This window comes from Pseudomonas sp. ADAK21 (assembly GCF_012935735.1).
Classification (GTDB): Bacteria; Pseudomonadota; Gammaproteobacteria; order Pseudomonadales; family Pseudomonadaceae; genus Aquipseudomonas; species Aquipseudomonas proteolytica.
Genome location: NZ_CP052857.1, coordinates 3342695 through 3368407, shown reverse-complemented (window position 1 = coordinate 3368407; position 25713 = coordinate 3342695). Strand labels below are relative to the sequence as shown.

General features: G+C 61.3%; 24 protein-coding genes. 14 read left to right on the top strand and 10 right to left on the bottom strand.

Annotated elements, in window-relative coordinates; all coding sequences use genetic code 11:
* Positions 1-39: 39 nt before the first annotated feature.
* From lepB to lptF, 4 genes are all read right to left on the bottom strand, one after another.
* On the bottom strand, positions 40-894 hold the full coding sequence (gene lepB, locus HKK57_RS15280) for a signal peptidase I (RefSeq protein WP_029297478.1): 855 nt from the start codon (positions 892-894) through the stop codon (positions 40-42).
* A gap of 5 nt (positions 895-899) precedes the next feature.
* Positions 900-2699 (bottom strand): translation elongation factor 4, encoded by a 1800-nt coding sequence (lepA, locus tag HKK57_RS15275; RefSeq protein ID WP_029297480.1) that lies wholly within the window; start codon positions 2697-2699, stop codon positions 900-902.
* Positions 2700-2851: 152 nt separating this feature from the next.
* Entirely contained in the window at positions 2852-3931 is a 1080-nt protein-coding gene (gene lptG, locus HKK57_RS15270) for an LPS export ABC transporter permease LptG (RefSeq protein ID WP_029297482.1), read from the bottom strand.
* Positions 3924-5042, bottom strand: coding sequence for an LPS export ABC transporter permease LptF (lptF, locus tag HKK57_RS15265; protein ID WP_029297484.1), 1119 nt, complete (start codon positions 5040-5042; stop codon positions 3924-3926). The genes lptG and lptF overlap by 8 nt, the downstream gene beginning before the upstream one ends.
* A gap of 282 nt (positions 5043-5324) precedes the next feature.
* Here lptF and HKK57_RS15260 point away from each other — a divergent pair, with 282 nt between their 5' ends.
* The 5 genes from HKK57_RS15260 (at position 5325) to rlmF (ending at position 12084) form a co-directional block, all read left to right on the top strand.
* Positions 5325-6815: a leucyl aminopeptidase gene (locus HKK57_RS15260; protein WP_029297486.1), complete on the top strand. Its 1491-nt coding sequence runs from the start codon at positions 5325-5327 to the stop codon at positions 6813-6815.
* Between the two features lie 156 nt (positions 6816-6971).
* Entirely contained in the window at positions 6972-7400 is a 429-nt protein-coding gene (locus HKK57_RS15255; RefSeq protein WP_029297488.1) for a DNA polymerase III subunit chi, read from the top strand.
* A gap of 7 nt (positions 7401-7407) precedes the next feature.
* Complete coding sequence (locus HKK57_RS15250) at positions 7408-7791, top strand: DNA polymerase III subunit chi (RefSeq protein ID WP_070995713.1); 384 nt, start codon at positions 7408-7410, stop codon at positions 7789-7791.
* 213 nt (positions 7792-8004) lie between these two features.
* Positions 8005-10851 (top strand): valine--tRNA ligase, encoded by a 2847-nt coding sequence (locus HKK57_RS15245; RefSeq protein ID WP_029297493.1) that lies wholly within the window; start codon positions 8005-8007, stop codon positions 10849-10851.
* Between the two features lie 216 nt (positions 10852-11067).
* Entirely contained in the window at positions 11068-12084 is a 1017-nt protein-coding gene (gene rlmF, locus HKK57_RS15240) for a 23S rRNA (adenine(1618)-N(6))-methyltransferase RlmF (protein WP_029297495.1), read from the top strand.
* 182 nt (positions 12085-12266) lie between these two features.
* On the opposite strand, the gene HKK57_RS15235 is transcribed toward rlmF, so the two are convergent.
* Positions 12267-12548: an HU family DNA-binding protein gene (locus HKK57_RS15235; RefSeq protein ID WP_029297497.1), complete on the bottom strand. Its 282-nt coding sequence runs from the start codon at positions 12546-12548 to the stop codon at positions 12267-12269.
* Positions 12549-12944: 396 nt separating this feature from the next.
* Between HKK57_RS15235 and yejK the strand changes: the two genes are divergently transcribed.
* Both yejK and HKK57_RS15225 read left to right on the top strand, forming a co-directional pair.
* Positions 12945-13949 carry a nucleoid-associated protein YejK gene (gene yejK, locus HKK57_RS15230; RefSeq protein ID WP_029297499.1) on the top strand — a complete coding sequence of 335 codons (1005 nt, stop codon included), beginning with the start codon at positions 12945-12947 and terminating at the stop codon, positions 13947-13949.
* Positions 13949-14299: a glutaredoxin family protein gene (locus tag HKK57_RS15225; RefSeq protein ID WP_029297501.1), complete on the top strand. Its 351-nt coding sequence runs from the start codon at positions 13949-13951 to the stop codon at positions 14297-14299. The genes yejK and HKK57_RS15225 overlap by 1 nt, the downstream gene beginning before the upstream one ends.
* Before the next feature lie 175 nt (positions 14300-14474).
* On the opposite strand, the gene HKK57_RS15220 is transcribed toward HKK57_RS15225, so the two are convergent.
* The 5 genes from HKK57_RS15220 to HKK57_RS15200 all read right to left on the bottom strand — a co-directional run bounded on the left by HKK57_RS15220 (position 14475) and on the right by HKK57_RS15200 (position 18169).
* Positions 14475-15410 (bottom strand): glutathione S-transferase family protein, encoded by a 936-nt coding sequence (locus tag HKK57_RS15220; RefSeq protein WP_169390367.1) that lies wholly within the window; start codon positions 15408-15410, stop codon positions 14475-14477.
* A gap of 81 nt (positions 15411-15491) precedes the next feature.
* Positions 15492-15776, bottom strand: a complete 285-nt coding sequence (locus HKK57_RS15215) for a GIY-YIG nuclease family protein (RefSeq protein WP_029297505.1) — start codon at positions 15774-15776, stop codon at positions 15492-15494.
* Between the two features lie 36 nt (positions 15777-15812).
* Entirely contained in the window at positions 15813-16283 is a 471-nt protein-coding gene (locus tag HKK57_RS15210; RefSeq protein WP_029297507.1) for a nuclear transport factor 2 family protein, read from the bottom strand.
* Between the two features lie 245 nt (positions 16284-16528).
* On the bottom strand, positions 16529-17164 hold the full coding sequence (locus HKK57_RS15205; protein WP_029297509.1) for a response regulator transcription factor: 636 nt from the start codon (positions 17162-17164) through the stop codon (positions 16529-16531).
* Between the two features lie 213 nt (positions 17165-17377).
* Complete coding sequence (locus HKK57_RS15200; protein WP_169390366.1) at positions 17378-18169, bottom strand: response regulator; 792 nt, start codon at positions 18167-18169, stop codon at positions 17378-17380.
* Positions 18170-18671: 502 nt separating this feature from the next.
* On the opposite strand from HKK57_RS15200, the gene HKK57_RS15195 reads away from it, so the two are divergent.
* From HKK57_RS15195 to HKK57_RS15165, 7 genes are all read left to right on the top strand, one after another.
* The gene (locus HKK57_RS15195; RefSeq protein ID WP_070995600.1) at positions 18672-19286 is read left to right on the top strand and encodes a DUF1120 domain-containing protein; all 615 of its coding nucleotides are present in this window, start codon (positions 18672-18674) and stop codon (positions 19284-19286) included.
* 32 nt (positions 19287-19318) lie between these two features.
* On the top strand, positions 19319-19939 hold the full coding sequence (locus tag HKK57_RS15190; protein ID WP_029297516.1) for a DUF1120 domain-containing protein: 621 nt from the start codon (positions 19319-19321) through the stop codon (positions 19937-19939).
* A 36-nt stretch (positions 19940-19975) separates the two neighbouring features.
* Complete coding sequence (locus tag HKK57_RS15185) at positions 19976-20599, top strand: DUF1120 domain-containing protein (RefSeq protein WP_154906657.1); 624 nt, start codon at positions 19976-19978, stop codon at positions 20597-20599.
* Positions 20600-20601: 2 nt separating this feature from the next.
* The gene (locus HKK57_RS15180; protein WP_029297520.1) at positions 20602-21273 is read left to right on the top strand and encodes a DUF1120 domain-containing protein; all 672 of its coding nucleotides are present in this window, start codon (positions 20602-20604) and stop codon (positions 21271-21273) included.
* 38 nt (positions 21274-21311) lie between these two features.
* Positions 21312-22016, top strand: coding sequence for a fimbria/pilus chaperone family protein (locus tag HKK57_RS15175; protein ID WP_070995603.1), 705 nt, complete (start codon positions 21312-21314; stop codon positions 22014-22016).
* Positions 22017-22200: 184 nt separating this feature from the next.
* Positions 22201-24552 carry a fimbria/pilus outer membrane usher protein gene (locus HKK57_RS15170; RefSeq protein ID WP_169391197.1) on the top strand — a complete coding sequence of 784 codons (2352 nt, stop codon included), beginning with the start codon at positions 22201-22203 and terminating at the stop codon, positions 24550-24552.
* Positions 24553-24563: 11 nt separating this feature from the next.
* Positions 24564-25700, top strand: a complete 1137-nt coding sequence (locus HKK57_RS15165) for a DUF1120 domain-containing protein (RefSeq protein ID WP_029297525.1) — start codon at positions 24564-24566, stop codon at positions 25698-25700.
* The last annotated feature ends 13 nt before the right edge of the window (positions 25701-25713 follow it).

Sequence of the window (25713 nt, the reverse complement as noted above, 5' to 3'; positions counted from 1 at the left end):
AGAAAAGCATTCGGCGCTGTGTTCACAGCGCCGCATGGATTACTTGATCAGCCCCACCCGCGAGAAGTTCGGCAGGTGGCTGAGTTTGGGTTCCGGCCAGCTCATCCAGACCGCGAAGGCCTTGCCGACGATATTCTGGTCGGGAACCATGCCCAGCAGCTCCTTGGGAATGCTTGGATCGTCCCAGTAGCGGCTGTCATTGGAGTTGTCGCGGTTGTCGCCCATCATGAAGTAGTGCCCGGCAGGCACGGTCCACTGGTTGTCGGGCGGCGAACGGTAGCGGCTCATTTCCTTGCGGATCTGGTGCTCTACCGCCCCGAGTTTTTCCTCGTACAGCTCGGCGCTGCCCAGGGTGTTCGGCTCGGAACCGATGAGTTTCTCGGCCACCGACTCACCATTGACGAACAGGCGCTTGTCACTGGTGTAGCGGATCACGTCACCCGGCAGGCCGACCACACGCTTGATGTAGTTGACGTTCGGATCGCTTGGGTAGCGGAACACCATCACATCGCCGCGTTGCGGATCACCCACCTCGATGATTTTCTTGTCGATCACCGGCAAGCGGATCCCGTAGGAAAACTTGTTCACCAGGATGAAGTCGCCGACATCCAGGGTTGGCTTCATCGACCCCGAAGGGATCTGGAACGGCTCCACCAGAAACGAGCGCAGCACCAGCACGATGAACAACACCGGGAAGAACGACTTGCCGTATTCAACCAGCAAGGGCTCTTTGTTCAGCTTCTCGATCACCACGCCATCGGGCTGGCTGACGCTGCCCTGATAGGACGCGATGGCCGCCCGACGACGCGGGGCGAAGAACACCAGATCGAGCAGCGCCAGGAGACCACAGACGGCAACGGCGATGACCAGCAACAGCGGGAAATTTAGTGACATAGGACCTAACTATCCAACCTGAGCACCGCAAGGAAGGCTTCTTGTGGAATTTCCACGTTGCCCACTTGCTTCATGCGTTTTTTACCGGCCTTTTGCTTCTCAAGCAGCTTGCGCTTACGGCTCACGTCGCCACCGTAGCATTTGGCCAGTACGTTCTTTCTGAGTGCCTTGACGGAGGTCCGCGCAATGATCTGCCCGCCAATGGCGGCCTGGATCGCGACGTCGAACATCTGGCGCGGAATCAGTTCTTTCATCTTCTCGGTAAGCTGGCGGCCTTTGTAGTGCGCATTGTCCTTGTGGACGATGAGCGCCAGGGCATCCACCTTGTCACCGTTGATCAATACATCGAGCTTCACCAGATTGGCCGATTGGTAACGGTCGAAATGGTAATCCAGCGAAGCATAGCCGCGACTGGTGGATTTGAGACGGTCAAAGAAGTCCAGGACCACTTCGTTCATCGGCAAATCATAGGTCACTTGGACCTGGGTACCGAGGAACAGCATGTCGTGCTGCACGCCACGCTTTTCGATACACAGGGTAATGACGTTACCCAGGTGCTCTTGCGGCACAAGAATATTGGCCCGCACGATCGGTTCGCGCATGTCTTCGATGGACGACAGATCCGGCAGCTTGGACGGGTTGTCGACGTAAATCGTTTCACCGGTTTTCAGCGCCAGCTCAAAAATAACCGTCGGCGCGGTGGTGATCAGGTCCAGGTCGTACTCGCGCTCCAGGCGCTCCTGGATGATCTCCATGTGCAGCATGCCCAGGAACCCGCAGCGGAAACCGAAGCCCAGGGCGTCGGAGCTTTCCGGGGTGTACTGCAACGACGAGTCGTTGAGGGTCAGCTTCTGCAGGGCTTCGCGGAAGTCCTCGAAGTCGTCGGAGCTGACCGGGAACAGGCCGGCGTAGACCTGTGGCTGGATGCGTTTGAAACCTGGCAGCACGTCGACATCAGGCGTCGAGCTCAAGGTCAGGGTGTCACCGACCGGTGCACCGTGGATGTCCTTGATACCGGCGATGATGAAGCCTACTTCACCGGCTTTCAGGTCAACAGTGGCGGTGTGTTTCGGGTTGAATACACCGACGCTGTCCACCAGGTGGATCTTGCCGGTGGACTTGACCAGGATCTTGTCGCCCTTCTTCACCCGGCCATGGCGCACACGTACCAGGGAGACAACGCCCAGGTAGTTGTCGAACCAGGAGTCGATGATCAACGCTTGCAGCGGATCTTCGATGTTGCCGGTGGGGGCCGGAATGGTCTTGACCAGGCGCTCGAGCACTTCGTCGACGCCCAGGCCGGTCTTGGCGCTGCACTCGACGGCGTCGGTGGCGTCAATGCCGATGATTTTTTCGATTTCTTCCTTCACCCGGTCCGGATCGGCCTGTGGCAGGTCGATCTTGTTCAGCACCGGCATGACTTCCAGGCCCTGCTCGATGGCGGTGTAGCAGTTGGCCACGGACTGGGCTTCTACGCCCTGACCCGCGTCCACCACCAGCAACGCGCCTTCACAGGCCGCCAGGGAACGGCTGACTTCGTAGGTGAAGTCGACGTGGCCCGGGGTGTCAATGAAGTTCAGTTGGTACTTGATACCGTCTTTGGCGGTGTAGTACAGGGTAACGCTGTGGGCCTTGATGGTGATCCCGCGCTCGCGTTCGAGGTCCATGGAGTCCAGGACCTGGGCTTCCATTTCACGCTCGGCAAGGCCGCCGCACATCTGGATGAATCGATCGGCCAGCGTCGACTTACCATGGTCAATGTGGGCGATGATGGAGAAATTGCGGATATGACTCAAATCACTCACGGATCAACACTCAAAAAGGCTGCAGGCAGATTGCCCGCTGAAAAATAGCCGGGAATTGTACCTGATGCTCGGGCCAGACGTCATCTTTGGCGACCAATAACAAAAATGCCCCGTTCTTGCGAATGGGGCATTTTTTGTTCAACACGTGCGGATCAACCGGCCCGCCGCAGCAGCCAGAACCCGGCCAGGGCACAGATGCCGGTCGGCACCAGCACCGCAAACAGCGGCGAGAAGCCGAATACCAGGCTCGACGGCCCCAGTAGGTCCTGGGCAATGCGGAAGGTGAAACCGACCAATACCCCGGTAAATACACGCTGGCCCAGGGTTACCGAGCGCAACGGGCCGAAAATAAACGAAATCGCCATCAGCACCAGTGCGGCGGTCACCACCGGCTGCAACACCTTGACCCAAAATGCCAACCAGTAGCGGCCGTTGTTCAGGCCCTGCTCCTTGAGGTAGTGGATATAGCTCCACAAACCGGAGATCGGCAGGCTTTCCGGGATCATCACCACGGTATTGAGCAGTTCCGGCTTGAGCGCGATGTCCCAGGCCTGGGTCGGCTCGTTGATCACTTCGGTGCTGGCCTCGGTGCCTTTGCCAGGATTGCGGAAATGGGTGGTGGTGACATCGCTCAACACCCACTGGTTGTCACTGAACTGTGCCCGCTTGGCAAAGCTCGACGACAGCATGTGGCGCTCGTCATCAAAGCGATAGCGGGTGACACCCACCAACAGGCCGCCGGGTTGCACCGCGTTGATGTGAATGAATTCATCACCCTGGCGGTGCCACAGGCCCCGCTTGGAGCTCTGGGCATCGCCCGAACCCTGGGCCAGCGCACGGTTGGCCTGGGCCGTGGTTTCCGCCGGTGGCGCCACGTATTCGCCGATCAGCACGCTGGCGGCCATCAGCAGCAGCATGGGTTTCATCACGGCCCAGACGATACGGGCAATGGACACCCCGGCTGCGCGCATGATGGTCAGTTCGCTGTTGCTGGCCAGGCTGCCCAGGCCGATCAGGCAACCGATCAGCGCGGCCATCGGCATCATGTCGTAGAGCCGGCGCGGCGCGGTCAGCGCCACGTAGCTCAGTACGTCAGTGACCGTATAGGTATCGGTGACGTTGCCCACTTCATCAATGAAGGCAAACAACGACGCCAGGCCGAGGATGATGCCCAATACCGCCAGGATGGCGACCAGTACGCTGCTACCGATGTAGCGATCCAACTTACCCACGAGCCATCTCCTTCATGCCGCGACGGCTCTGCATTTTCAAACGAATCGGTTCCCAGTACAGCAGGCCCAGGCCAATCATCAGGAAGATGCCGTGGACCCACCACAACCCCAGGGTCGGCGACAGCTTGCCCTTCTCCAGGGAGCCACGGGCGGAAATCAGGATGGTCAGGTAGGCCATGTACAAAAGGATCGCCGGCAGCAACTTGAGGAAGCGGCCCTGACGCGGGTTGACCCGGGACAGTGGCACCGCCATCAAGGTGACGATAAACACCAGCAACGGCAGGGAAATACGCCATTGCAGCTCGGCAATCGAGCGCCGCTCCTGGCTGCCGATCAGGGCCTGGGTCGGGATCGCATCGCGGTCGGTGACCTCGTTGCTCACATCCGGCCGGGCCAGCATGACGCCATAGGTGTCGTACTTGATGGCGCGGTAGTCGGCCTGGCCGGGGCTGCCGTCGTAGCGATAGCCGTTTTCCAGGATCAGGTAGCGGCTGCCGTCCGGACGCACTTCCTGGCGCCCGCTATCGGCCACCAACACGGAAATGCCACGGTCTTTCTTGTCCTGGCCCAGGCGTTTCTCGGAGATGAAGACACCACCGAGGTTGGCCCGATCATCAGTCATGCGCTCGGTGTAAGTCACCCGGGTGCCGTCGTTGAGCGCCTGGAAGCGGCCCGGCTCGAGGGTATCGAACTCGGTCATGGCGTCCTGTTTGTTGAGCACCAGCTGAAATTGCATGGCGCCCTGGGGGGCCAGGCTCAGGCTCAGCCAGGCCACCACCAGCGCCACGCCGGTGGCCGGAACCATGGTCATGGCCAACAGCCGCTGCTGGCTCATGCCGGTGGCTGACAGTACGGTCATCTCGCTTTCGAGATAGAGCCGGCCATAGGCCAGCAGGATCCCGAGAAACAGACCCAGGGGCAGGATCAGTTGCAGGAAGCCTGGCAGGCGAAAGCCCATGATCAGGAACAGAGAACCCGGATCCAGGGCACCCGAGGCAGCCTGGGCCAGGTATTTGACGAAACGACCACTCATGATGATGACCAGCAATACCGCACTCACGGCACTCAGGGTCAGCAGGACTTCGCGGGACAGATAACGGAAGACGATCAAACCAGACACTCCAGGGTTGTCAGGCTAAGGCGGCCAAACAAGCAAGCATATCAAGTCGCCCCGTTGACACGGGCCGGCGAAAAAGATGGCGCATTATCCTGTGATTGTCGGCGCCTGTCACGGAGCTTGCTCACACCGGTGCACAAAGCTGGCTTCAAGGGTTGTCAGGCTCGGGCGGCGCGGTACAAACTGCGGGCTTTGTCGCGGTCACCCACAGGTGGCCCAGCCTACAGGCCGGAGTACAGACTCCAGGCTCTTTGACCTTATATAAGGGACCCGAACATGGAATTGGTTGTAAAAAGCGTTAGCCCCGAAACGTTGAAGACCGCCACCCTCGTGGTCGCCGTCGGCGAAGGCCGCAAGCTCGGCGCCGCCGCCAAACAAGTCGACGAACTGAGCGGTGGCGCCATCAGCGCCGTGCTCAAGCGTGGCGACCTGGCCGGCAAAGTCGGGCAAAGCCTGCTGCTGCAAAGCCTGCCCAACCTTAAAGCCGACCGCGTATTGCTGGTAGGTGTGGGCAAGGACGCCGAACTGGGCGACCGCCCGTTCCGCAAGATCATCAGCGGCATCCTCAGCACCCTCAAGGGCCTGGGCGGCAGCGATGCGGCACTGGCGCTGGACGAAATCGTGGTCAAGGGCCGCGACAGCTACGGCAAGACCCGCCTGCTGGCCGAAACCCTGCTGGATGGCGGCTACACCTTCGATCAGTTCAAGAGCCAGAAAGCCGAACCCCGCGCCCTGAAGAAAATCACCCTGCTGACCATCAAGGCCGCCCAGGCTGAAGTGCAGCGCGCCGCCACCCACGCCCAGGCCATCGCGGCCGGCATGGCGTTCACCCGCGACTTGGGCAATATGCCACCAAACATCTGCCACCCAACCTACCTCGGCGAACAGGCCAAGGCCCTGGGCAAAGAGTTCAAGGGCCTGAAAGTCGAGGTCCTGGACGAGAAGAAGATCAAGGACCTGGGCATGGGCTCGTTCTATGCCGTGGGCCAGGGCAGCGACCAGCCACCACGCCTGATCGTCATGCAATACAACGGCGGCAAGAAAGCCGACAAACCGTTCGCCCTGGTCGGTAAAGGCATCACGTTCGACACCGGCGGCATCAGCCTCAAGCCGGGCGCCGGCATGGACGAGATGAAATACGACATGGGCGGTGCCGCCAGTGTCTTCGGTACCCTGCGTGCCGTGCTCGAACTCAAGCTGCCGATCAACCTGGTGTGCATCCTGGCCTGTGCCGAGAACATGCCGAGCGGTGGTGCTGCCCGCCCCGGTGACATCGTGACCACCATGAGCGGCCAGACCGTGGAAATCCTCAACACCGACGCCGAAGGCCGCCTGGTGCTGTGCGATGCCCTGACCTACGCCGAGCGCTTCAAGCCGCAAGCGGTGATCGACATTGCTACCTTGACCGGCGCCTGCATCGTGGCCCTGGGCTCCCATACCTCGGGCCTTTTGGGCAACAACGACGAACTGGTCGAACAACTGCTCAGCGCCGGCAAGGCTGCCGACGACCGCGCCTGGCAATTGCCGCTGTTCGATGAGTACCAGGAGCAACTGGACAGCCCGTTCGCCGACATCGCCAACATTGGCGGGCCAAAGGCCGGCACCATCACCGCCGCCTGCTTCCTGTCGCGGTTTGCCAAGAACTTCAACTGGGCCCACCTGGATATCGCCGGCACTGCCTGGACCAGCGGCGGTAAGGACAAGGGCGCTACCGGTCGTCCGGTTCCGCTGCTGACCCAGTACCTGCTGGATCGCGCCAAGGCCTAAACATCACGGCCCCTGCTTGACCCTGTAGGAGCGAGCTTGCTCGCGAAAAACGTCAACGATAACGCGTACAGCCTGAATAAACGCGTTGCTCTTGAGTTCTTCGCGAGCAAGCTCGCTCCTACAGGGGAAAGCATGCAGGCCGCTGCAGGACATGTAATGACCCAAGTCGACTTCTATATATTGCCCAGCGCCGATCCGTCGGCTCGCCTGGACTTTGCCTGCAAACTCACGGAAAAGGCCTGGCGCATGGGCCACCGCATCTACCTGCATTGCAGCGACGCCGCCCAGCGTGACGACCTCGATGCCCGCCTGTGGCGCTTCAAGGGTGAGAGCTTCGTGCCCCACGGCCCCGCAGAATCTGAGCCCGAAGGGCTGGTGGTGCTGGGTTTGGGCGACAGTTGTGGTGATCACCATGACCTATTGGTCAACCTGGACCTGAAAGTACCGGCCTTTGCCAAGGGTTTCGCCCGCGTGGCGGAAGTGGTGGTGGAAGACCCGGCTATTCGTCAGGCCGCACGGGAGAGTTTCCGTTTCTACCGCGAACAGGGCTATTCTCTGCAAGATCACCGATTACAGCGACTCTGAGCACATGATGGACACTTCCAACCCGCTAAAACCCTCCGACCACCTGCTGGACGACCTTGAGTCGATCCGCCAGTTGCTGGGTGATGACAACCTGCAACCGCCGCTGCTGACCGATACCGTCGCAGAAGAGGTGCAGATCCCCCTGCTGTTCGACCTGGTCAACGCCAAGCCCGCCGCTGTCGAGCCTGTGGAGCCGCCCGTCGTCCAGGCAGAGCCCGCCGCCGAAAAAGCCCCCGATGCCCTGCTGCTGCACCTGGACAACGAACTGCGCGCCGCAGCGCAATTGATCATGCAGGACGTGATCGACGACTTTGCCCCGCATATCGAAACCGAGATCAAGCGCCGGATGGATGCGCGCATGGAGCGGTTGCTCAGCCAGTACCAGTCCTAAGCCACATAGATATCCCCTGTAGGAGCGGGCTTGCCCGCGATGGCGGTGGATCAGTCGATTTGTCGATGACTGACACACCGCTATCGCGGGCAAGCCCGTTCCCACATTTGCCCCGCGCCAGCCTTGGCCCCTCTCTTCGTCTCGCCCTCTCCCCTATCCCCCGTTATACTTGTCGGCTTTCCTGAATAAATGCCAACTAGGGTCCCGCCGCGCATGGATAAGACCTACCAGCCGCACGCCATTGAAACTTCCTGGTACAACACCTGGGAATCCGAGAATTACTTCGCCCCTCAAGGCGCGGGTGATTCCTACACGATCATGATCCCGCCGCCGAACGTCACCGGCAGCCTGCACATGGGTCACGGTTTCAACAACGCGATCATGGACGCCCTGATCCGTTTCCGCCGCATGCAGGGTCGCAACACCCTGTGGCAGCCGGGCACCGACCATGCCGGCATCGCCACCCAGATGCTGGTGGAACGCCAACTGGAAGCCACCGGCCAGAGCCGTCACGACCTGGGCCGCGAGAAATTCCTGGAGAAAATCTGGGAGTGGAAGGATCAGTCCGGCGGCAATATCAGCCGTCAGATCCGTCGCCTCGGTTCGTCCGTAGACTGGAGCCGCGAGCGCTTCACCATGGACGATGGCCTGTCGGAAGCGGTCAAGGAAGCCTTCGTGCGCCTGCATGAAGATGGCCTGATCTACCGCGGCAAGCGCCTGGTCAACTGGGACACCAAGCTGCACACCGCTATTTCCGACCTTGAAGTGGAAAACCACGACGAGAAAGGTTTCCTGTGGAACCTCAAGTACCCGCTGGCCGACGGCGCCAAGACCGCCGAGGGCAATGACTACCTGATCGTCGCCACCACCCGTCCGGAAACCATGCTCGGCGATTCTGCCGTGGCCGTTAACCCGAACGATGAGCGCTACCAGGCACTGATCGGCAAATTCGTCGAGCTGCCACTGGTTGGCCGTCGCATCCCGATCATCGCCGATGATTACTGCGACCCTGAATTCGGCACCGGCTGTGTGAAAATCACCCCGGCCCACGATTTCAACGACTATGAAGTCGGCAAGCGCCACAACCTGCCGCTGCTGAACATCTTCGACAAGAACGCCGCCATTCTGCCGGCCTGCCAGGTGTTCAACCTCGACGGCACGCTGAACGACAGCATCGACGGCAAGATCCCGGCCGAATACGCCGGCCTCGACCGCTTCGAAGCGCGCAAGCAGATCGTTGCCGCCTTCGATGCCGCAGGCTTGCTGGTCAGCGTGGATGACCACGCCCTGAAAGTGCCGAAAGGCGACCGCTCCGGCACCGTGATCGAGCCGTGGCTGACCGACCAGTGGTACGTGTCCACCAAACCGCTGGCAGAACCTGCGATTGCTGCCGTGGAAGATGGCCGCATCCAGTTCGTGCCCAAACAGTACGAAAATATGTACTTCTCGTGGATGCGTGATATCCAGGATTGGTGCATCAGCCGTCAACTGTGGTGGGGCCACCGCATTCCGGCCTGGTACGACGAGTCGGGCAAAGTCTATGTAGGGCGTGACGAAGCCGAAGTGCGGGCCAAGCACAACCTCGGCCCGGACGTGGCGCTGCAACAGGACAACGACGTACTGGACACCTGGTTCAGCTCTGGCCTGTGGACGTTCTCCACCCTGGGCTGGCCGCAGCAGACTGAATTCCTGAAGAAATTCCACTCCACCGACGTGCTGGTCACCGGCTTCGATATCATTTTCTTCTGGGTTGCCCGGATGATCATGCTCACCATGCACTTGGTGAAGAACGAGGACGGCACCCCGCAGGTACCATTCAAGACCGTGTACGTGCACGGCCTGGTGCGTGATGGCCAGGGCCAGAAGATGTCCAAGTCCAAGGGCAACGTCCTTGACCCGCTGGACATCATCGACGGCATCGACCTCGAAACCCTGGTGCAAAAGCGCACCTCGGGCCTGATGCAGCCGAAACTGGCGAAGAAGATCGAGAAGCAGACCCGCGACGAGTTTGCCGACGGCATCGCCAGCTACGGCACCGACGCCCTGCGCTTCACCTTCTGCTCGCTGGCGTCCACCGGTCGCGACATCAAGTTCGACATGGGCCGCGTCGAAGGCTACCGCAACTTCTGCAACAAGATCTGGAACGCAGCGCGCTACGTGCTGGACAAGGGCGAAGACTGCGGCCAGAACGGCGAAGCTTTCGAACTGAGCCTGGCGGATCGCTGGATCATCTCGCAGTTGCAGCGCACCGAAGCCGAAGTGACCCGCCAGCTCGACCAGTTCCGTTTCGACCTGGCCGCGCAGGCGCTGTACGAGTTCATCTGGAACCAGTATTGCGACTGGTACCTGGAACTGTCCAAGCCCGTGCTGTGGGACGAGAACGCGCCGATCGAGCGTCAGCGCGGCACCCGCCGCACCCTGGTGCGCGTGCTGGAAGTGGCGCTGCGCCTGGCGCACCCGTTCATGCCGTTCATCACCGAAGAAATCTGGCAGCGCCTGGCGCCGCTGGCCGGTATCGAAGGCAAGACCATCATGCTGCAACCTTGGCCAGTGGCCAATGAAGCACGCATCGACGAGGCTGCCGAAAGCGATATCGAATGGCTCAAGGCCCTGATGCTTGGCACACGCAACATCCGCGCCGAGATGAACATCGGCCCGGGCAAGCCATTGGCGGTGTTCGTGAAGAACGCCAGCGCCGAAGACCAGCGCCGTCTCACCGAGAACGACGCGCTGCTCAAGAAGCTGGCCAAGCTGGAGTCGATCACCGTATTGGCGGCTGGCGCCGAAGCACCGCTGTCCGCTACCGCACTGGTGGGCGAGATGGAAGTGCTGGTGCCGATGGCCGGCCTGATCGACAAAGGCGCCGAACTGGCGCGCCTGGACAAGGAAATCCTGCGTCTGCAAGGCGAAGTGCAGCGCGTGGGCGGCAAGCTGTCCAACGCCGCCTTCGTGGACAAGGCCCCGGCCGAAGTCATCGACAAGGAACGCGCCAAACTGGCCGAAGCCGAACAGGCGTTGGGCAAGCTGGCGGAGCAACATGCGCGGATTTCCAGCCTGTAAGGGCCGGCCTGCGTTAAAAAAGAGACCTTCGGGTCTCTTTTTTTTGGTGTTGAAACCCAATCAATGTGGGAGCTGGCTTGCCTGCGATGCAAGCGACTCGGTCTATCAGGCAGATCGAGGTGATGCTATCGCAGGCAAGCCAGCTCCCACATTTGCCCGGGTTGGGCTCAGGATGTGTGACAATGGCCGCCACTTTGAGCCAACACCAGAATCATCATGACCGCCCCCAGCACACCCAAACCGCCCCGCAAGAAGCCGAAAACCGCCGCCACGGCCAAGCCTGTCGTGCCGCGCAAGGAAGCGACCCTGCATCCGCGCAACCGCCACCAGGGCCGCTACGACTTCCCCGCGCTGATCAAGACCACGCCAGAACTGGCCCAGTTTGTGATCATCAACCCCTACGGCAAGGAAAGCATCGACTTTGCCAGCCCGGACGCGGTGCGGGTGTTCAACCGGGCGCTGCTCAAGGCGTTCTATGGCGTGCAGCACTGGGACATCCCCGCAGACTACCTGTGCCCACCGGTGCCGGGCCGTGCCGATTACGTGCACTTCCTCGCCGACCTGCTGGCCAGCGTCAACGACGGCAAGATTCCCCGTGGCTCGATCGTCAAGGTGCTGGACATCGGCATGGGCGCCAACTGTGTCTATCCGCTGATCGGCTACATGGACTACCGCTGGAACTTCCTCGGCTCCGAGATTGATCCGACAGCGGTCGCGGCGGCCAAGGCCATTGTGCAGTCCAATGACCTGAGCAAGGTTATCCAACTGCGCCAGCAAACCAATCCCAAGCATATTCTGCTGGGCCTGCTGGAGCCGGGTGAACGGTTTGACCTGACCATGTGCAACCCGCCGTTCCATGCCTCCATGGACGAAGCGACCAAAGGCAGCGAGCGTAAATGGCGCGCCCTGGGCAAGGCCGATCCCAAGCGCAAATTGCCGGTGCTGAACTTCGGCGGCCAATCGGCAGAGTTGTGGTGTGAAGGCGGTGAGGCGCGGTTTGTCACGCAATTGATCGCCGAAAGCGCGCATTTCGCCCATAAAGTGCTGTGGTTCAGCACCCTGGTGTCAAAAGCGTCCAACCTGCCTGCCATCGAGACCGCCCTGAAAAAAGCCGGTGTCCTGGAAAGCCAGGTGGTGGAGATGTCCCAGGGCCAGAAACAAAGCCGTTTTGTGGCCTGGACCTTCCAGACCAAGAACGAGCAGCAGATCTGGCGCCAGCGCTGGGTGCGCTGACCCTGCGTCTGTAGGAGCGAGCTTGCTCGCGAAGAACGTCAACGCGCACGTGTTCATTCTGGATGAACGCGTCGTTCTCAGGTTCTTCGCGAGCAAGCTCGCTCCTACAGATAAAGCAAAAAACGCAGGCAACAAAAAACCGTGCCCGGATCGCTCCGGTGCACGGTTTTTTTTACTGCGTCTTACTTGTTGATCGAGTCGGTCAGGCCTTTGGCCACAACCAGCTTGATCACTTTCTTGGCAGCGATTTCGATGGCAGCGCCAGTCGAAGGGTTACGGCCGGTACGGGCTGGACGCTCGGTCACTTTCAGCTTGCCAACACCTGGCAGAGTGATTTCGCCACCGTTTTCCAGCTGGTCAGCAACAACTTGGCTCAGTTGGTCCAGCAGAGCGCGCACGGTAGTTTTCGGTGCGTCTACTGCTTCAGCCAGGTCAGCGATCAGTTGGTCTTTAGTAATAGCCATTGTGGTGTTCCTTCCCTATCAAATTCATTTGGATTGCAGAGTGCAGTGTCAGCCATCGAGCCCGACCGTCATGGCCTGGCACCCCTGGCCATAACCGCGAGAGATCGGGGTTATAGATGCTTGAAACGGGGTTTGGTTCGACCTGACAAATGCTGAATGCACGCTTAACGCCGAGACATCGCGTAAGACGGGGCAAAACTAGCACAGAGACGGGGAAATATCCGCTTCTACCTACCCATTTGGTCAGCTTTATCGCTCTAAACCGTGAAAAAAAGGCATATGGGTCGTCAGAGGCCTCCCGAAACCGCTTCAAACGACGCCGCGACCAACGGGTGCGGTACACTGGCGACTTTTTCCGGGAGGCCAACCGCTCCCGCTCAACCAGCCGAGAAGCCCATGCCGATCCGTCATTGCATCGTCCACCTGATCGACAAAAAACCCGACGGCACGCCCGCAGTTCTCCATGCCCGTGACTCTGAATTGGCCGAGTCCGCTGCCATCGAGAACATGCTCGCCGACCTCAACGAGAGCTATAACGCCAAACAAGGCAAGGCCTGGGGTTTCTTCCATGCCGAGTCCGGCGCGCACCCGTTCAGCGGCTGGTTGAAGGAATACTTCGATGGCGGCAAGGATTTCACCGCCTTCAGCCGAATTGCCGTGGAACACCTGCAAAAGCTGATGGAGGAGTCCAACCTCTCCGTCGGCGGCCATGTGCTGTTTGCCCACTATCAACAAGGCATGACCGACTACCTGGCCATTGCCCTGCTGCACCACAGCGAAGGTGTGGCGGTGACCGACGAGCTGGACGTGACGCCCTCGCGCCACCTGGACCTGGGGCAACTGCACCTGGCAGCACGCATCAACGTGTCCGAATGGCAGAACAACAAGCAGTCCAAGCAGTACATCTCGTTTATCAAGGGTAAGAACGGCAAGAAGGTCTCGGAGTACTTCCGCGACTTTATCGGCTGCCAGGAAGGTGTCGATGGGCCGGGCGAGACCCGCACCTTGCTCAAGGCCTTCAGTGATTTCGTCGAGAGCGAAGACCTGCCGGACGAGTCGGCCCGCGAGAAAACCAAGACCCTGGTGGACTACGCCAGCAGCCAGGCCAAGCTCGGCGAGCCCATGGGCCTGGAAGAGCTGTCGGGGTTGATCGATGAAGATCGGCCAAAAGCGTTCTACGATCATATCCGCAACAAGGATTACGGCCTGTCGCCGGAAATTCCCGCAGATAAGCGCACCCTCAACCAGTTCCGTCGCTTCACCGGGCGCGCCGAAGGGTTGTCGATCAGCTTTGAAGCGCACTTGCTGGGCGACAAGATCGAGTATGACGAAGCCGCCGGCACCTTGATCATCAAGGGCCTGCCGACCCAGCTCACCGACCAGCTCAAGCGTCGTAACTGATGCTTGGCGGGGTGCTGAAGAAAGTCCTGCTGGTGTTGCTGGTGGTGGTGGCGATCCAGAACTGGGGCAAGATCGAGCGGCTGTTCAACCCCTCGCAGGTGGTCCCGGAGCAAACCCGAGCGTCAGCGCGGGTGGTGCTGTATGCCACCGACTGGTGTGGCTACTGCAAGCAGATCCAGCGATTCCTGGATCAGAAGGGCATTCCCTACAAAAACGTGGATATCGACAAGGATCCCGAAGGCCGCAAGGCCTATCAGGCGCTGGGCGGCGGCGGGATTCCGTTTGTGGATGTGAACGGCACGCTGATTCGCGAATACAACCCGGACGCGATCCTGTCCGCCCTCAAATAACTGTGGCGAGGGGGCTTGTCCCCCGCGGGGCTGCGTAGCAGCCCCAAAACCTGCCACCTCGGTGTATCTGATAAACCTTGGCGGGTCTTATTGGGGCTGCTGCGCAGCCCAACGGGGGACAAGCCCCCTCGCCACTGAAATATCCAACCTGCACCACAGATACACCTAATCCAACCTACAGCTGCTGGATACCGAACCCCAATCGCGGGAAATGCACATGCACGGTGCCGGCGCGCTCATCTTCGCGGCGCAGGATCAGTTCTTCGCGACCGGCAAATATCAACTCGCCTACCACCGGGTCGACGCCATAGTCGGTCGCAGCGATGCTCACTGGCTGGCCCACCTTGAACCCGTTGGGATCTTCAAACACCTCATCCGGCAACGCCGCAGGCGCGCTATCACGGGCGATTTCCAGTGCCTGGCGGGCACTCATCTCGCTGGCGGTGCCATGCCCAAAGCCCAGCACCCGAGCAAGCCAGGCGCCGACAACCGGATAGTTATCCACCAGCGGCGACGTCACCGACGAGCCCTTGAGGAACCACAACGGATGGGCCATGGAGAAGTCGGCAATCGACGGCTCGCCAAACAGGAAATCCCCCGACTGACGCTGCAACTGTTGCTCCAGCCGCGCAATGATGGCCGGCCACTGGTGCAGGGCCACGTCCAGTTGCACGCGGGTGGCGGTACCGTCGCCGAACATCTTGCTGCGGTCAGCAACCAGCACCTGCAGCAAATGCGGCGGCACCTTGGCAAATTTCACGGCCAGGGATTCGGGCTGGAATACCAGGGCCACGGCGTGGGAAAACACCACCGAATCGGCCCAGGCCGCAAAGCTCTGGCTGACCAGCTCCTGACCTTCGGGAAACAGCGGGGGCGTGGCCTTTTCCTGCTCCAGGCGGCGGGCGATCAGCGCAGTGTCGCAATAGATATCCGCACCGACCTGCAGCACCGGGGTTTTACGGTAGCCGCCGGTCAGGGCCGTCAGGTCGGGCTTGGGCATCACCGGGGGAATGGTCACCGATTGCCAGGACAGCCCTTTGAAGCCCAGGAGCAGGCGGGCTTTTTCCGCGAAGGGGGATTGAGGGTAGTGGTGCAGGATCAACTCAGACATTCCGGACTCCGCCAGATGAAGGAACCGCCAGCTTATCGTGCAAAAACGCAGTGGCCTACCCATTGTCCTGATGGGAACCGATCAATCAGATTGATAAGCCCGCGCCAGGCACTCCTTGGCGCTTTTCTTGAGCTTTTTTATCAAGCGTTCCTGGCGCAAGGCCTCGCCCTTGCTTGCGCAGGCCTCGGTATACACCAGCGCCACCGCCGGGCTGGAAAGAAAGAACCGCGCGCCTTTGCCGCTTTGATGGGTCGCAAAGCGGCGCACCGGATCATTGCTGATGCCGCAATAGAGCGAGCCATTGGCGGCACGGACCAGGTACACAAACCAGGGTTTCGGCACGGCGGGTTCAGGCGAACTGTTCACAAAGTATTCTGGCCAGTGAAAAGAGCACCAATCTTATCAACGACCGGCCTGGAACGCTTTCAAGCCTTTCAAGGCCTGTGCCCGCACGGCGTTGCGTACCAGTGGCGTCCAGCCCAGCAACAGGCCCTTGGTACCGAGCGCCTGGCGCGACCAGCGCCACAGGTCAAAGTGATCGTGGTGCTCGCAGATCTTGCCATCGCGGAACACAAAGCGTGCCTGGATATCGTTGACAACGGTGTTGCCGGTTTGGCTGAACAGGTACGTCGCCACCCAATGGGCGCTGCCGCTGGTGTCGTCGCTGCGCACCTGGTCAAAGGTCAGGGAAAAATCCTTGGCCCGGGTGGTGAGCATGCGCCACATGTCGCCGGCATCGCGCCCACGCAGTTCACCAAATGCAGGATCGCTGAACAGCACATCGTCGGTGTAGCAGGCGCTCATGGCTTCAGCGTCCAGACGCTCAAAGGCACGATAGAACTCGACGATCAGGGCGTTATGGGCATCACTCATGGGCAGCTTCCAAAAGTAGGTAGTCAAGCCAAGCACTGTACCCGTGTCGAGCGCGCCGTGGCGAGCGGGCTTGTCGTGGCGAGCGGGCTTGCCCCGCGCTGGACTGCGCAGCAGGCCCAAAACCAGCCAACTCGGTTTGCCTGAAGAACCTCGGTGGGTTGGGGTTGGGGTTTGGGGCTGCTGCGCAGCCCAGCGGGGGACAAGCCCCCTCGCCACAAAAAAACTGCCCCCTTGCCAAGATCCACCTAAGGCACCATCCCGCAATTACGCGCATAGGCGAACAAATCCACATCGGTGGAAATGCACAGGCGTTGCATCGCGGTACTTTTCTGTTTGCTGATCGTGGAAATACTGCGATTGACCCGTGCGGCGATCTGGCTGACGGTCAAGCCGCTGGCCAGCATCCGCACCACTTCCCGCTCTTTGCCCGACAACTGCGGCAGTTGTGACTGGTCCCCCGTCCCGGCTTCCACCAGTTGCACCCGCAGGCACTCGCTGGCAAAGGTCTGGCCGCCGATCACGGCGTTGATGGCCTGTGGCAACTCCCTGGCCGAAGCGCTCTTGGCAACGATGGCGCGAGCGCCATGGGCGAGGGAGGCCCGCAGGGTGGCGACATTGGCGAACATGGTCACCAGGATGACCGGCAAGTTGGGATACTGCCGAGCCAGCAGGCTCAACAAACCATAACCATCTGCCTGCTGCCCTCCAGGCATGGCGAAGTCGGTGACCAGGACATCGCACGGCGTGGTACTCAATAACCTGAGCAGCGCGTCGGGGCCATCGGCCTCCCCCACCACTTTGCAGCGACCATTCGCCTCGATCACCACTCTCTGCCCGATACGCACAATGGGATGATCGTCAGCAATAATTACTCGAAGCATAGATACCCACGGATGATGGCAACTTGAATCCGCGCAAAATAACCCCGCTGGCGATCCTCAACAACCGTCCAGGATAAGCCCCACAAGGCGGCGCCCCCTGTTTGGTAGTTACCAGTTCTTACCCTACATAACAAAAGGAAACCCCCTACAGCCAAAAACCAGACAGCCAGATTGCCAAATGCATCTCGACACAAGTCACTCCGTCCACTGCGCTTACACACTGCGCAAATATTCCAGACACCGCCGCAAGTCCGCCCGGAATGCCTGCAACGCCGGAGCGTGGGCCAATACGCCATTGGCGTGAACCAGCTCAATCAACTTCACCCCTCTTAACTCAAGGTCCGTCCCGCCCAAAAACGCCAGGCTGCCTACCAGGCGATGCAAGCGCTGCGCGGTCAATAAAGTACTCAGGGTGCAACAGGCTTGTTCCAGGATCGCGAAGTCTTCCCAGGCTTCGTCCAGCAGGCCGGGGAGCATCTGGTCGACGACCTGCTCATTGCCAAAGGTTTGCACAAGCTGCGCACGCGTCGGCCATGTCCCGGCAGAGGGCCGGCCCCATGCCGAAAAAGTACCCGGCAGCCAGCGCACCAACACCGCATGCAATTGCTCCAGCGCCAGCGGCTTGAGCAACCAGGCATCCATGCCGGCGTCGCGGCAACGTTGTGGGTCGTCGTTTTGCAGATTGGCGGTCAAGGCAATGATCGGCACGCGCTTGAGCCCCCTGCGCCGTTCATGCTGGCGAATGGCGCGAGCCATGCGGTAACCGTCCATCTCCGGCATTTGGCAGTCGCTGATAATCAGGTCCGAAGGCCGGTTGATAACGGCCAACAGGCCCTGGCGGCCATCGGCCACGGACTGATGGGCAACACCCAATTTTTGCAGGAAGCAGCCCAGCATCGCGCGATAGGCTGAATGATCATCCACGACCAGTACGTTCAGGTGCGGTGCGGGGGGTGGCTGCGACGCTCGGCCCTCGCCGGTGGTTGAACGTACCACAGAGCCCATGGGCACCCCTTGTGCGCGATCGGACTGGAGGCAGGCAGCCCCGAGTCACCTCCGGCAGCGCTGGCGTAATAGTCAGGAGGGCACTGTGCAGCGCCTTAAGTGACACCGGTGACTATCATCGCGGCAAAAATATATCCTTTTGGATACTCCGACGCCGATACAACAACTACGAAAAACAACTTTCCTACGTCACTGAAAACCTATTCTTACGGACTTGCCGCGGATTTCCGTACGACCGCCCATTGTCGTATTTTTTGTATTTGCCCCCCGCCCTGCCCTCGCTAAATTGCGCCCCACCCCAGAGAGGGACGGCTCGCCACTCGGCGTGCCAGCCACAACAAACAACGCCTCGCACACTGCCAGCCCATTGGGGGCCAGGCATTGCCGTGCATCTTTTTTATCGATCAGCCTTGCAATGGACAATTGAAATGAACGCCTCCCGACACCTGATGAGCACCACCCCCCAAGCCTTCCCAACAGCCGCAAATCAGGTCCTGTAACCATGAAAAACTTTGCCTCGCGCCTCATGCTCACCCTGCTGTTCACGCCTTCGGTATTTGCCGCAAGCTCCATCGAACTGGCCGTCAGAGGGACTATCACCCCAAGTGCCTGCACACCCGCATTCGCCGGTGGCAACGTCGTCGAGCACGGCAAAATATCGGCCAAGGATCTAGTACAGAACGGCTCTACACACCTGCCTAAAGCCACCATGCAATTGTCGATCACTTGCGAAGCCAGCACGCTTTTCGCGATCAAGCCCATCGACAATCGTAGCGGTACCTCCACCAGTTCCAGCGATTTCGGCCTGGGATTTGTCAACGGCAACAAAAGACTCGGCGAGTTCTATCTGACCGCCCAGAACATGCTTGCCGACGGCGTCAGTGCACAGCCAATCGCTTCGATGGACGGGGGTAGTAACTGGCATGCCGACATGTCATGGGAATTGGGAACCCTGTGGGGCGCTGGAGCCATGGACGACGCGACCACCCTGCTGCCGTCCAGACTGCTGGTAATCGACCTTGACGTCGGTACCACCATCGCCCGCGCCGATCAATTTGACTTGAGCGATGAGGTTGCCATCGACGGCTCCGGCACCCTGGAAGTGCTGTACCTGTAGTTCCCGTTTCACCCACAAGGAAGGTCCATCGAATGAAACTCTCCAGCGCAGTACCTCTGGTTGCACTGTTGTACGCCACCGCCTCAGTGGCGTTGGCCGCCAGTGACACAGAGCTGGCCATCAAGGGCTCGATCACCCCCAGCGCTTGTGAGCCGCTGGTCTCCAGTGATGGGATGGTCGACTTCGGAAAAATATCTGCCAAGCAACTCAACGGCAGTTCTTACACCTCCCTGCCCGATGAAAGGCTGCTGTTGAATGTGCACTGCGATGGGCCGACCTTTTTTACGCTCAACAGCATTGATAACCGCTCGGGCTCCTCGGCTCACCACGACATGTATCACGGCCTGGGTATGACCCCCGACGGTGAAAAGCTGGGGGGCACAGGTTTTGGTTTCTACGAACTGATGGCCGACGGCGTAAGCCGGCACTCGATTATTTCAACCGACGGCGGCGTGACCTGGAAACCCGCCGCCGTGATAAGCCCGATGTCGCTGACGGCCGTCGCAGCAGGCCACGATTGGGTCCCCATTGCCGTGCAGAATCTGGACGCGAAATTGACGCTTTACACCCACATCGCCCCCGCCGACGGCCTGACGCTTATTGACGAAGTCCCTCTGGATGGCCACGTCACCGTGCAAGTCAATTACCTCTGATGGCTTGAACAGGCCCATTTAAAAGGAGCTCCTCCGATGAAAACCCTACTGACCACGCTTGCCACCAGCGCCCTGCTGCTGGGTAGCGCCACCGCCTTTGCCGCCTCGACCGTCGACCTGGTCGTCAGGGGCAAGATTATTCCTGCGGCCTGCGTTCCCGACCTGTCCAGTAGCGGGGTGATCGATCACGGCAAGATTTCCGCCAAGGACTTGCGAGCGGACAACCCAACGCTGATCGGCACGCACCTGCTGAACATGACGGTCAACTGCGACGCCCCCGTGTTGTTTGCCCTGCATGCCATCGACAACCGCGCCGCCTCGGCAGCGATGCCCAGTGACTACGGCCTGGGCTTTATCAACGATAACCAGAAACTCGGCTGGTACACCCTGAGCCTGCTCAACCCGGTGGCTGAAGACGGCGTGGTGGTGCAACCGATTGCCTCCGGCGATCAGGGCAAGACCTGGTACCGGGAAAGTGCCTGGGAGCCGAGCCTGTACATGTCGGTCGCCTCGATGGACGACGACACCCAGCCGCTGCCGGTCAAGGAGCTGCGGGTAGGCCTGGAAGTACGCACATCGATCGCCCGCACCGACTCCCTGGACTTGAGCAATGAGGTGACCATCGACGGCTCGGCCACCCTCGAAGTGAAGTACCTGTAACCATGGCCGCCCATGCCCAGAACGCTTGCGGGCATGGGCTGCGCGTACCTGCGCCAGTGATCGCCCACGTTGCAGCCGTGCTGCTGTGTATGGCAATCACGACACAGGCCAATGCGCTGTCCCATGTCGACCTCACGGTGACCGGTCGCTTGACGCCGGATGCCTGCCATATCGAGCTGTCCGACCTAGGCACCATCGAGCATGGAGAGATCCCGACCCACCAGCTCAATACCCACGAACCCACGGTACTGCCCAGCCAGAAGCTGGACCTGACGGTGATCTGCGAAAGGCCGATGCTGTTTGCGCTGGTGGGCATCGACAACCGCCAGGACTCCGCGCCGGCCCCCGACACGTTCGGCCTGGGCGTCAACATTTATGCCCCGGACCAGATGCTGGGGGCCGTGAAGCTGTCCTATCGCGCAGCCCTCGGCGATTTACAGCCGATGCAGGTGCTGGCCTCCAGCGACAACGGCGAAACCTGGACACCCCAGGCTGGCGCCCATCCCCACGCGTACATGGGCTTTGCCCCGCCGGGCGACCGCCAGCCGGATTTCATCAGCCAGCTGTTCACCCAGTTGTGGGTCGACACCTCCATCAATGCCGCACGCCTCCTGACCCTGGATCAGGAAGTGCCGCTGGATGGCTCCATCGTCCTGGATCTGCGCTACCTCTGATTCGCGCCCTTTTTGTTGCACCAACGGAACCTGCTGTCATGACCACGACCTTCTCAACAACCGCTGTCGGTCTCATTGCCTTGCTGCTTGTACTCGGCAATCACGTCAAAGCCGACGGCATGGTGCCCGACACCTCGGTGGTGATCGTTCACGAAGCCGATGGCGAAGTCGCCGTGTCGGTGACCAATACCGACAGCAAGCTGGCGCTGCTGCACGTCACCTTGCAAGACATCCCCGAAGACACCGAGCCATTGCTGGTAGTGACACCGCCGTTATCGCGGGTGGAAGCGTCCAAGTCGCAGCTGGTGCGTTTCATCCTGCAAAACCAGACACCGCTGCTCACCCAACGGCTCAAGCGCGCGGTGTTCGAAGGCATGCCCCAGGGCCGCGCCGCCCCTGCTGCCGGGCACGCCCGCGTCGGCGTGACCGTGCGCCAGAACCTGCCGGTGATCGTGCATCCCAAGGGCCTGCCACTCAACCGCACGCCCTGGACCGACCTGACCTGGACCCTGCGCGACGGCAGGTTGCACGTGCGCAATGACACCCCCTATGTGGTGCGCCTGGCCCAGGATCTGCGGCTGCTGCCCGGCGACGGCAAGGCGATGCTGCCGCGCACCTATGTGTTGCCGGGCGAAAACCTGAGCGTCCCGGCCACTGGCGGCCCGGCCACTAAAGTCAGGTTGCAACCGGCCACGGTGTACGGCTTTGCCGTCAAGGCCTACGAAGCACCTCTGAGCCTCTGATTGGTCACCTGCAGGCGCCTGCCACGAAGCGGCGCCTGGCTTAAGCAAGTGACGGCGCATCGACCGTCACCGCAATGCCCGCAAGCACCGGAACAACCGGGCCGGGACGTTGAACATTTGAGTGCCTTGCGTGAAAACAGTATTGAATTACCGTGACGGCGTAGCCGTGCCCGCAGCACCTGCAATGGCGTTGCTGCTGTGGGGGCTACTGCCGAGTCAAACCTGGGCCAGTGGCTTCGACGCCCAGACCCTGCATCAGCGTGGCATTGATCCGCAGTTGGCCAGCCTGCTGCTGGACGCCCCGCGTTTTGCCGCCGGGCAACATGCAGTCAGCCTGCGGGTCAACGGCCAGGGGCGTGGCCGGCTGGAGGTCAGTTTCGATCAACAGGGCAACCTGTGCTTCGACCGGGCCTTGCTCGACGCCGCAAACCTGAGAATCCCGGACGACGCCGAGCGCTGCCACGCCTTCCTCGCGCAATTTCCCCAGACCGTGGTGGAACCGGACCCGGCCACACTCAGCGTGGCGCTGGTGGTGCCCACCGAAGCCTTGCGTCCGATGCTGCAAGACATATCAGGCTATGAAACCGGCGGCTTCGCCGGCTTGCTCAACTACGACCTCACGGGCTTCTACAACCGCTATGGCGATGACGCCAGCCGTTTTGGCTCGGCCAACACCGAAGTGGGATTCAACGCCGGCGACTGGATCGTACGCAGCCGCCAAGTGCAGACCTGGCAGGAGGGCCAGTCCCGCAGCACGCACCTGGAAGCCTACGCCCAACGCACGTTCGCCAGCCATCAGGCGGTGCTCCAGGCCGGGCAGATCAGCCTGTACAACCCAGTGTTATCCGGGGCGCAGATCACCGGGGTCCAGGTCCTCACCGAGCACGCCCTTCAAGAGCAAGGCCAGAGCGCCGTGATCGAAGGTATCGCCAACAGCCCGGCGCAAGTGGAGGTGCGGCAGAACGGCGTGCTGATTCATTCCACCGTAGTGCCCGCCGGGCCTTTTTCGCTGAACGATGTGCGCCGTCTCAATACCCGTTCGGACGTTGAGGTCACGGTCAAAGAAAGCGTCGGTGGCGAGCGGCGCTTCAACGTGCCCGCGGCCATGCTCGGCCTCGGGTTGCCGGCGCCGGGCTACTCGGTGGCCGCCGGGCGGGTCCGCAATGTCGGCGATGCCCAGGGTGACGACCCGTGGGTGGTGAGCGCCGGCTGGACAGCGGCCGTGCATCCGCAACTGACCCTGGGCAGCGGCGTCTTGACTGCCAGCGAGTACCGCTCCGCAGGCGTGAGCCTGGGCTGGCTACCGTGGCTCGACAGCCAGGTCCAGCTGTCGACGCAACTGTCCAATACCAATGGGCGGGAAAAGGTGTCCGGGGTGCAGACGGATCTTGCCTGGGCCCAGCGCCTGAATGACCAGTGGTCCTTCAGCACCAGTAACTCCTGGCGCAGCGCAGGCTATCGCGAGCTGGAAGAAAGCACCTACGCGCGCAACCAGCACTCGCAACGCTCACGCTATCGCGATCAACAAAGCGTCAACCTGGGCTGGTCCCATCCCTGGCTGGGCGCATTCAGCGCCGGGCTGTCGCGCTCGGCCAACTTTGCCGGGGACAGCAGCAGCCGGGCCCTGATGTCCTGGGGCAGCAACATCGGCGCAGTGTCGTTATCGGCCAGTGCCGAATGGCAAATGGGCGGGGCCCAGCAACAAGACAACGCGGTGTACCTGAACATCAGCGCACCGCTGGGCGAGCAGCGCCGGGTGCGCGGCTGGGTACGCCACAGCGCTGGCGAAAACCGCACCGGCCTGGGGCTGACCGAACAGATCGACGAGCAACTCAGCTACCGGGTCAGCGCCGAGCGCGACTCGCGCGATCGTCAGGTCGAAACCAGCGTGGGCCTCTCGGCATTGCCGCGCTACAGCCAGTTGGATTTGAGCTACAGCCGCTCCGATGCACAGCGTTCCAGCTACCAGGGCGGCGCGCGCGGTGGGGTGGTGATGCATGACGGTGGCGTCACGTTTTCCCCGTATCCGGTGCGCGATACCTTCGCCCTGGTGACGGTGGGCCAGATGAGCGGCATCCGCATCAGTACCCCCAGCGGCCCGGTATGGACCGACTGGCAAGGCCAGGCCGTGGTGCCGCAAGTCAGCGCCTATGGCCGCAGCCCTGTGGAAGTCCAGACCCGCTCGTTGCCGCGCAACGCCGACATCAGTAACGGCCTGGCGATGATCCAGGCCGGGCGCGGCGCAGTGGATCGGGTGGACTTTGGCGTCAGCCTGACCCGCCGCGTCTTGCTGACCGTCAGCACTGACCACGGCGCGCCACTGCCCTCGGGCGCGTCAGTGAGTACTGCCGAGGGCGAGTTCGTCACCCTGGTCCAGGAAGGCAGCCAAGTATTCCTGCCCAATGTGCTCGATCAACCGCCCCTGTGGATAACCTCGCCGGGAGGTCAACGCTGCCTTTTGCGCTACACGCTGGCGCAAAAGGCCGACCCCTCGGTGTACTTCGAAACTGCCCCGGCCCGTTGCCACGCGCCTTGAGGACGACTGCCATGCCCCTTCCCCGCTTGCACCACCTGAGTTTATGGCTATTGATCGGCATTGCCGGCACCGCCCATGGGCTGGAGGAATGCCAACTCAACCTCAGCGAACCCACGGTGGATTTTGGCTTGATGAGCCGCCTGGCCCAAAACGACAGCGCGCCCGAACGCCTGCTGGGCGAGCGGCGGCTGAACTTGACGTTCAGTTGCCCCCAGGCCGACGACTTGAGCCTGTTCTACCGTGCCCTGGCGGCCTCCGCTGAACGCCTGCAGTTTACCGAGCACGGCAGCTACGAAATCGAGGTCAGTCACGGCGTACTCGACGGACAGGCAGTGGAGCTGGGGCTGATTGCTGCCATGGGCCAGCCGCCAGTGAGTAGCGCCAGCACGCTCACCTGGCGCACCGGGCATGGCATCGCGCCGATAGAACACGGTGCCGTGCGCATGGGCAAAACCCTGTCGCTGCAATTGACCTTGCGCGCCTGGGCCGACCCCGAAGCCACCCGGGTGCGCGATGCCACCACCTGGGAAGTCCCCGGCATGCTCTACAGCGCCAGTCATGGGCGCTACCGCGAGATGACGCTGCGTGCGCACTTTGCCCCCGTCGCCTGCCAGCCGGCGTTGTCAGACCAGGGAGTAGTGGACTACGGCACCCTGTTTGCCAAGAACCTCAACCCCACCACCGAAACGCCATTGCCCATCCGCACCCTGCGCTTGAGCGTCACCTGCGATGCACAGACGCGCTTCGCCCTGCGTATGCATGACAACCGCGACGGCTCGGCCACCGGCGGCACCGATGAAACCGCCTATGGCCTGGACCTGGACGCCAGCCATAACAAAATCGGGCGTTTTTACCTGACTATCGACCCCGCCGAGTTCAGCGCCGATACCCTGCGCACCTTGTACCGGACCGACTCCACCAGCAACGGCGCCGCCTGGAGCAACTCTAGCGCACGCCAGATCCCGATGGCGGCCAACAGCTACATGGGCTTTACCGACAAAAGCGGCCTGAGTAGCGGCCCAGTGGCTATCCAGACCCTGGCCGGCACTGTGCGGATCAAGACTTACCTGGCTCCCATGCAGTCGCTGGACCTGCGCCAGGTGGTCCATATCAACGGCTCCGGCACCATCGAAATCATCTACCTGTGACTTGCCCCTGCGA

Coding starts and splice junctions, on each gene's coding strand:
- lepB (WP_029297478.1), bottom strand. CDS start 894: ATGTCACTAAATTTCCCGCTGTTGCTGGTCATCGCCGTTGCCGTCTGT.
- HKK57_RS15260 (WP_029297486.1), top strand. CDS start 5,325: ATGGAATTGGTTGTAAAAAGCGTTAGCCCCGAAACGTTGAAGACCGCC.
- HKK57_RS15255 (WP_029297488.1), top strand. CDS start 6,972: ATGACCCAAGTCGACTTCTATATATTGCCCAGCGCCGATCCGTCGGCT.
- HKK57_RS15250 (WP_070995713.1), top strand. CDS start 7,408: ATGGACACTTCCAACCCGCTAAAACCCTCCGACCACCTGCTGGACGAC.
- HKK57_RS15245 (WP_029297493.1), top strand. CDS start 8,005: ATGGATAAGACCTACCAGCCGCACGCCATTGAAACTTCCTGGTACAAC.
- rlmF (WP_029297495.1), top strand. CDS start 11,068: ATGACCGCCCCCAGCACACCCAAACCGCCCCGCAAGAAGCCGAAAACC.
- HKK57_RS15235 (WP_029297497.1), bottom strand. CDS start 12,548: ATGGCTATTACTAAAGACCAACTGATCGCTGACCTGGCTGAAGCAGTA.
- yejK (WP_029297499.1), top strand. CDS start 12,945: ATGCCGATCCGTCATTGCATCGTCCACCTGATCGACAAAAAACCCGAC.
- HKK57_RS15225 (WP_029297501.1), top strand. CDS start 13,949: ATGCTTGGCGGGGTGCTGAAGAAAGTCCTGCTGGTGTTGCTGGTGGTG.
- HKK57_RS15220 (WP_169390367.1), bottom strand. CDS start 15,410: ATGTCTGAGTTGATCCTGCACCACTACCCTCAATCCCCCTTCGCGGAA.
- HKK57_RS15210 (WP_029297507.1), bottom strand. CDS start 16,283: ATGAGTGATGCCCATAACGCCCTGATCGTCGAGTTCTATCGTGCCTTT.
- HKK57_RS15205 (WP_029297509.1), bottom strand. CDS start 17,164: ATGCTTCGAGTAATTATTGCTGACGATCATCCCATTGTGCGTATCGGG.
- HKK57_RS15200 (WP_169390366.1), bottom strand. CDS start 18,169: ATGGGCTCTGTGGTACGTTCAACCACCGGCGAGGGCCGAGCGTCGCAG.
- HKK57_RS15195 (WP_070995600.1), top strand. CDS start 18,672: ATGAAAAACTTTGCCTCGCGCCTCATGCTCACCCTGCTGTTCACGCCT.
- HKK57_RS15190 (WP_029297516.1), top strand. CDS start 19,319: ATGAAACTCTCCAGCGCAGTACCTCTGGTTGCACTGTTGTACGCCACC.
- HKK57_RS15185 (WP_154906657.1), top strand. CDS start 19,976: ATGAAAACCCTACTGACCACGCTTGCCACCAGCGCCCTGCTGCTGGGT.
- HKK57_RS15180 (WP_029297520.1), top strand. CDS start 20,602: ATGGCCGCCCATGCCCAGAACGCTTGCGGGCATGGGCTGCGCGTACCT.
- HKK57_RS15175 (WP_070995603.1), top strand. CDS start 21,312: ATGACCACGACCTTCTCAACAACCGCTGTCGGTCTCATTGCCTTGCTG.
- HKK57_RS15170 (WP_169391197.1), top strand. CDS start 22,201: ATGGCGTTGCTGCTGTGGGGGCTACTGCCGAGTCAAACCTGGGCCAGT.
- HKK57_RS15165 (WP_029297525.1), top strand. CDS start 24,564: ATGCCCCTTCCCCGCTTGCACCACCTGAGTTTATGGCTATTGATCGGC.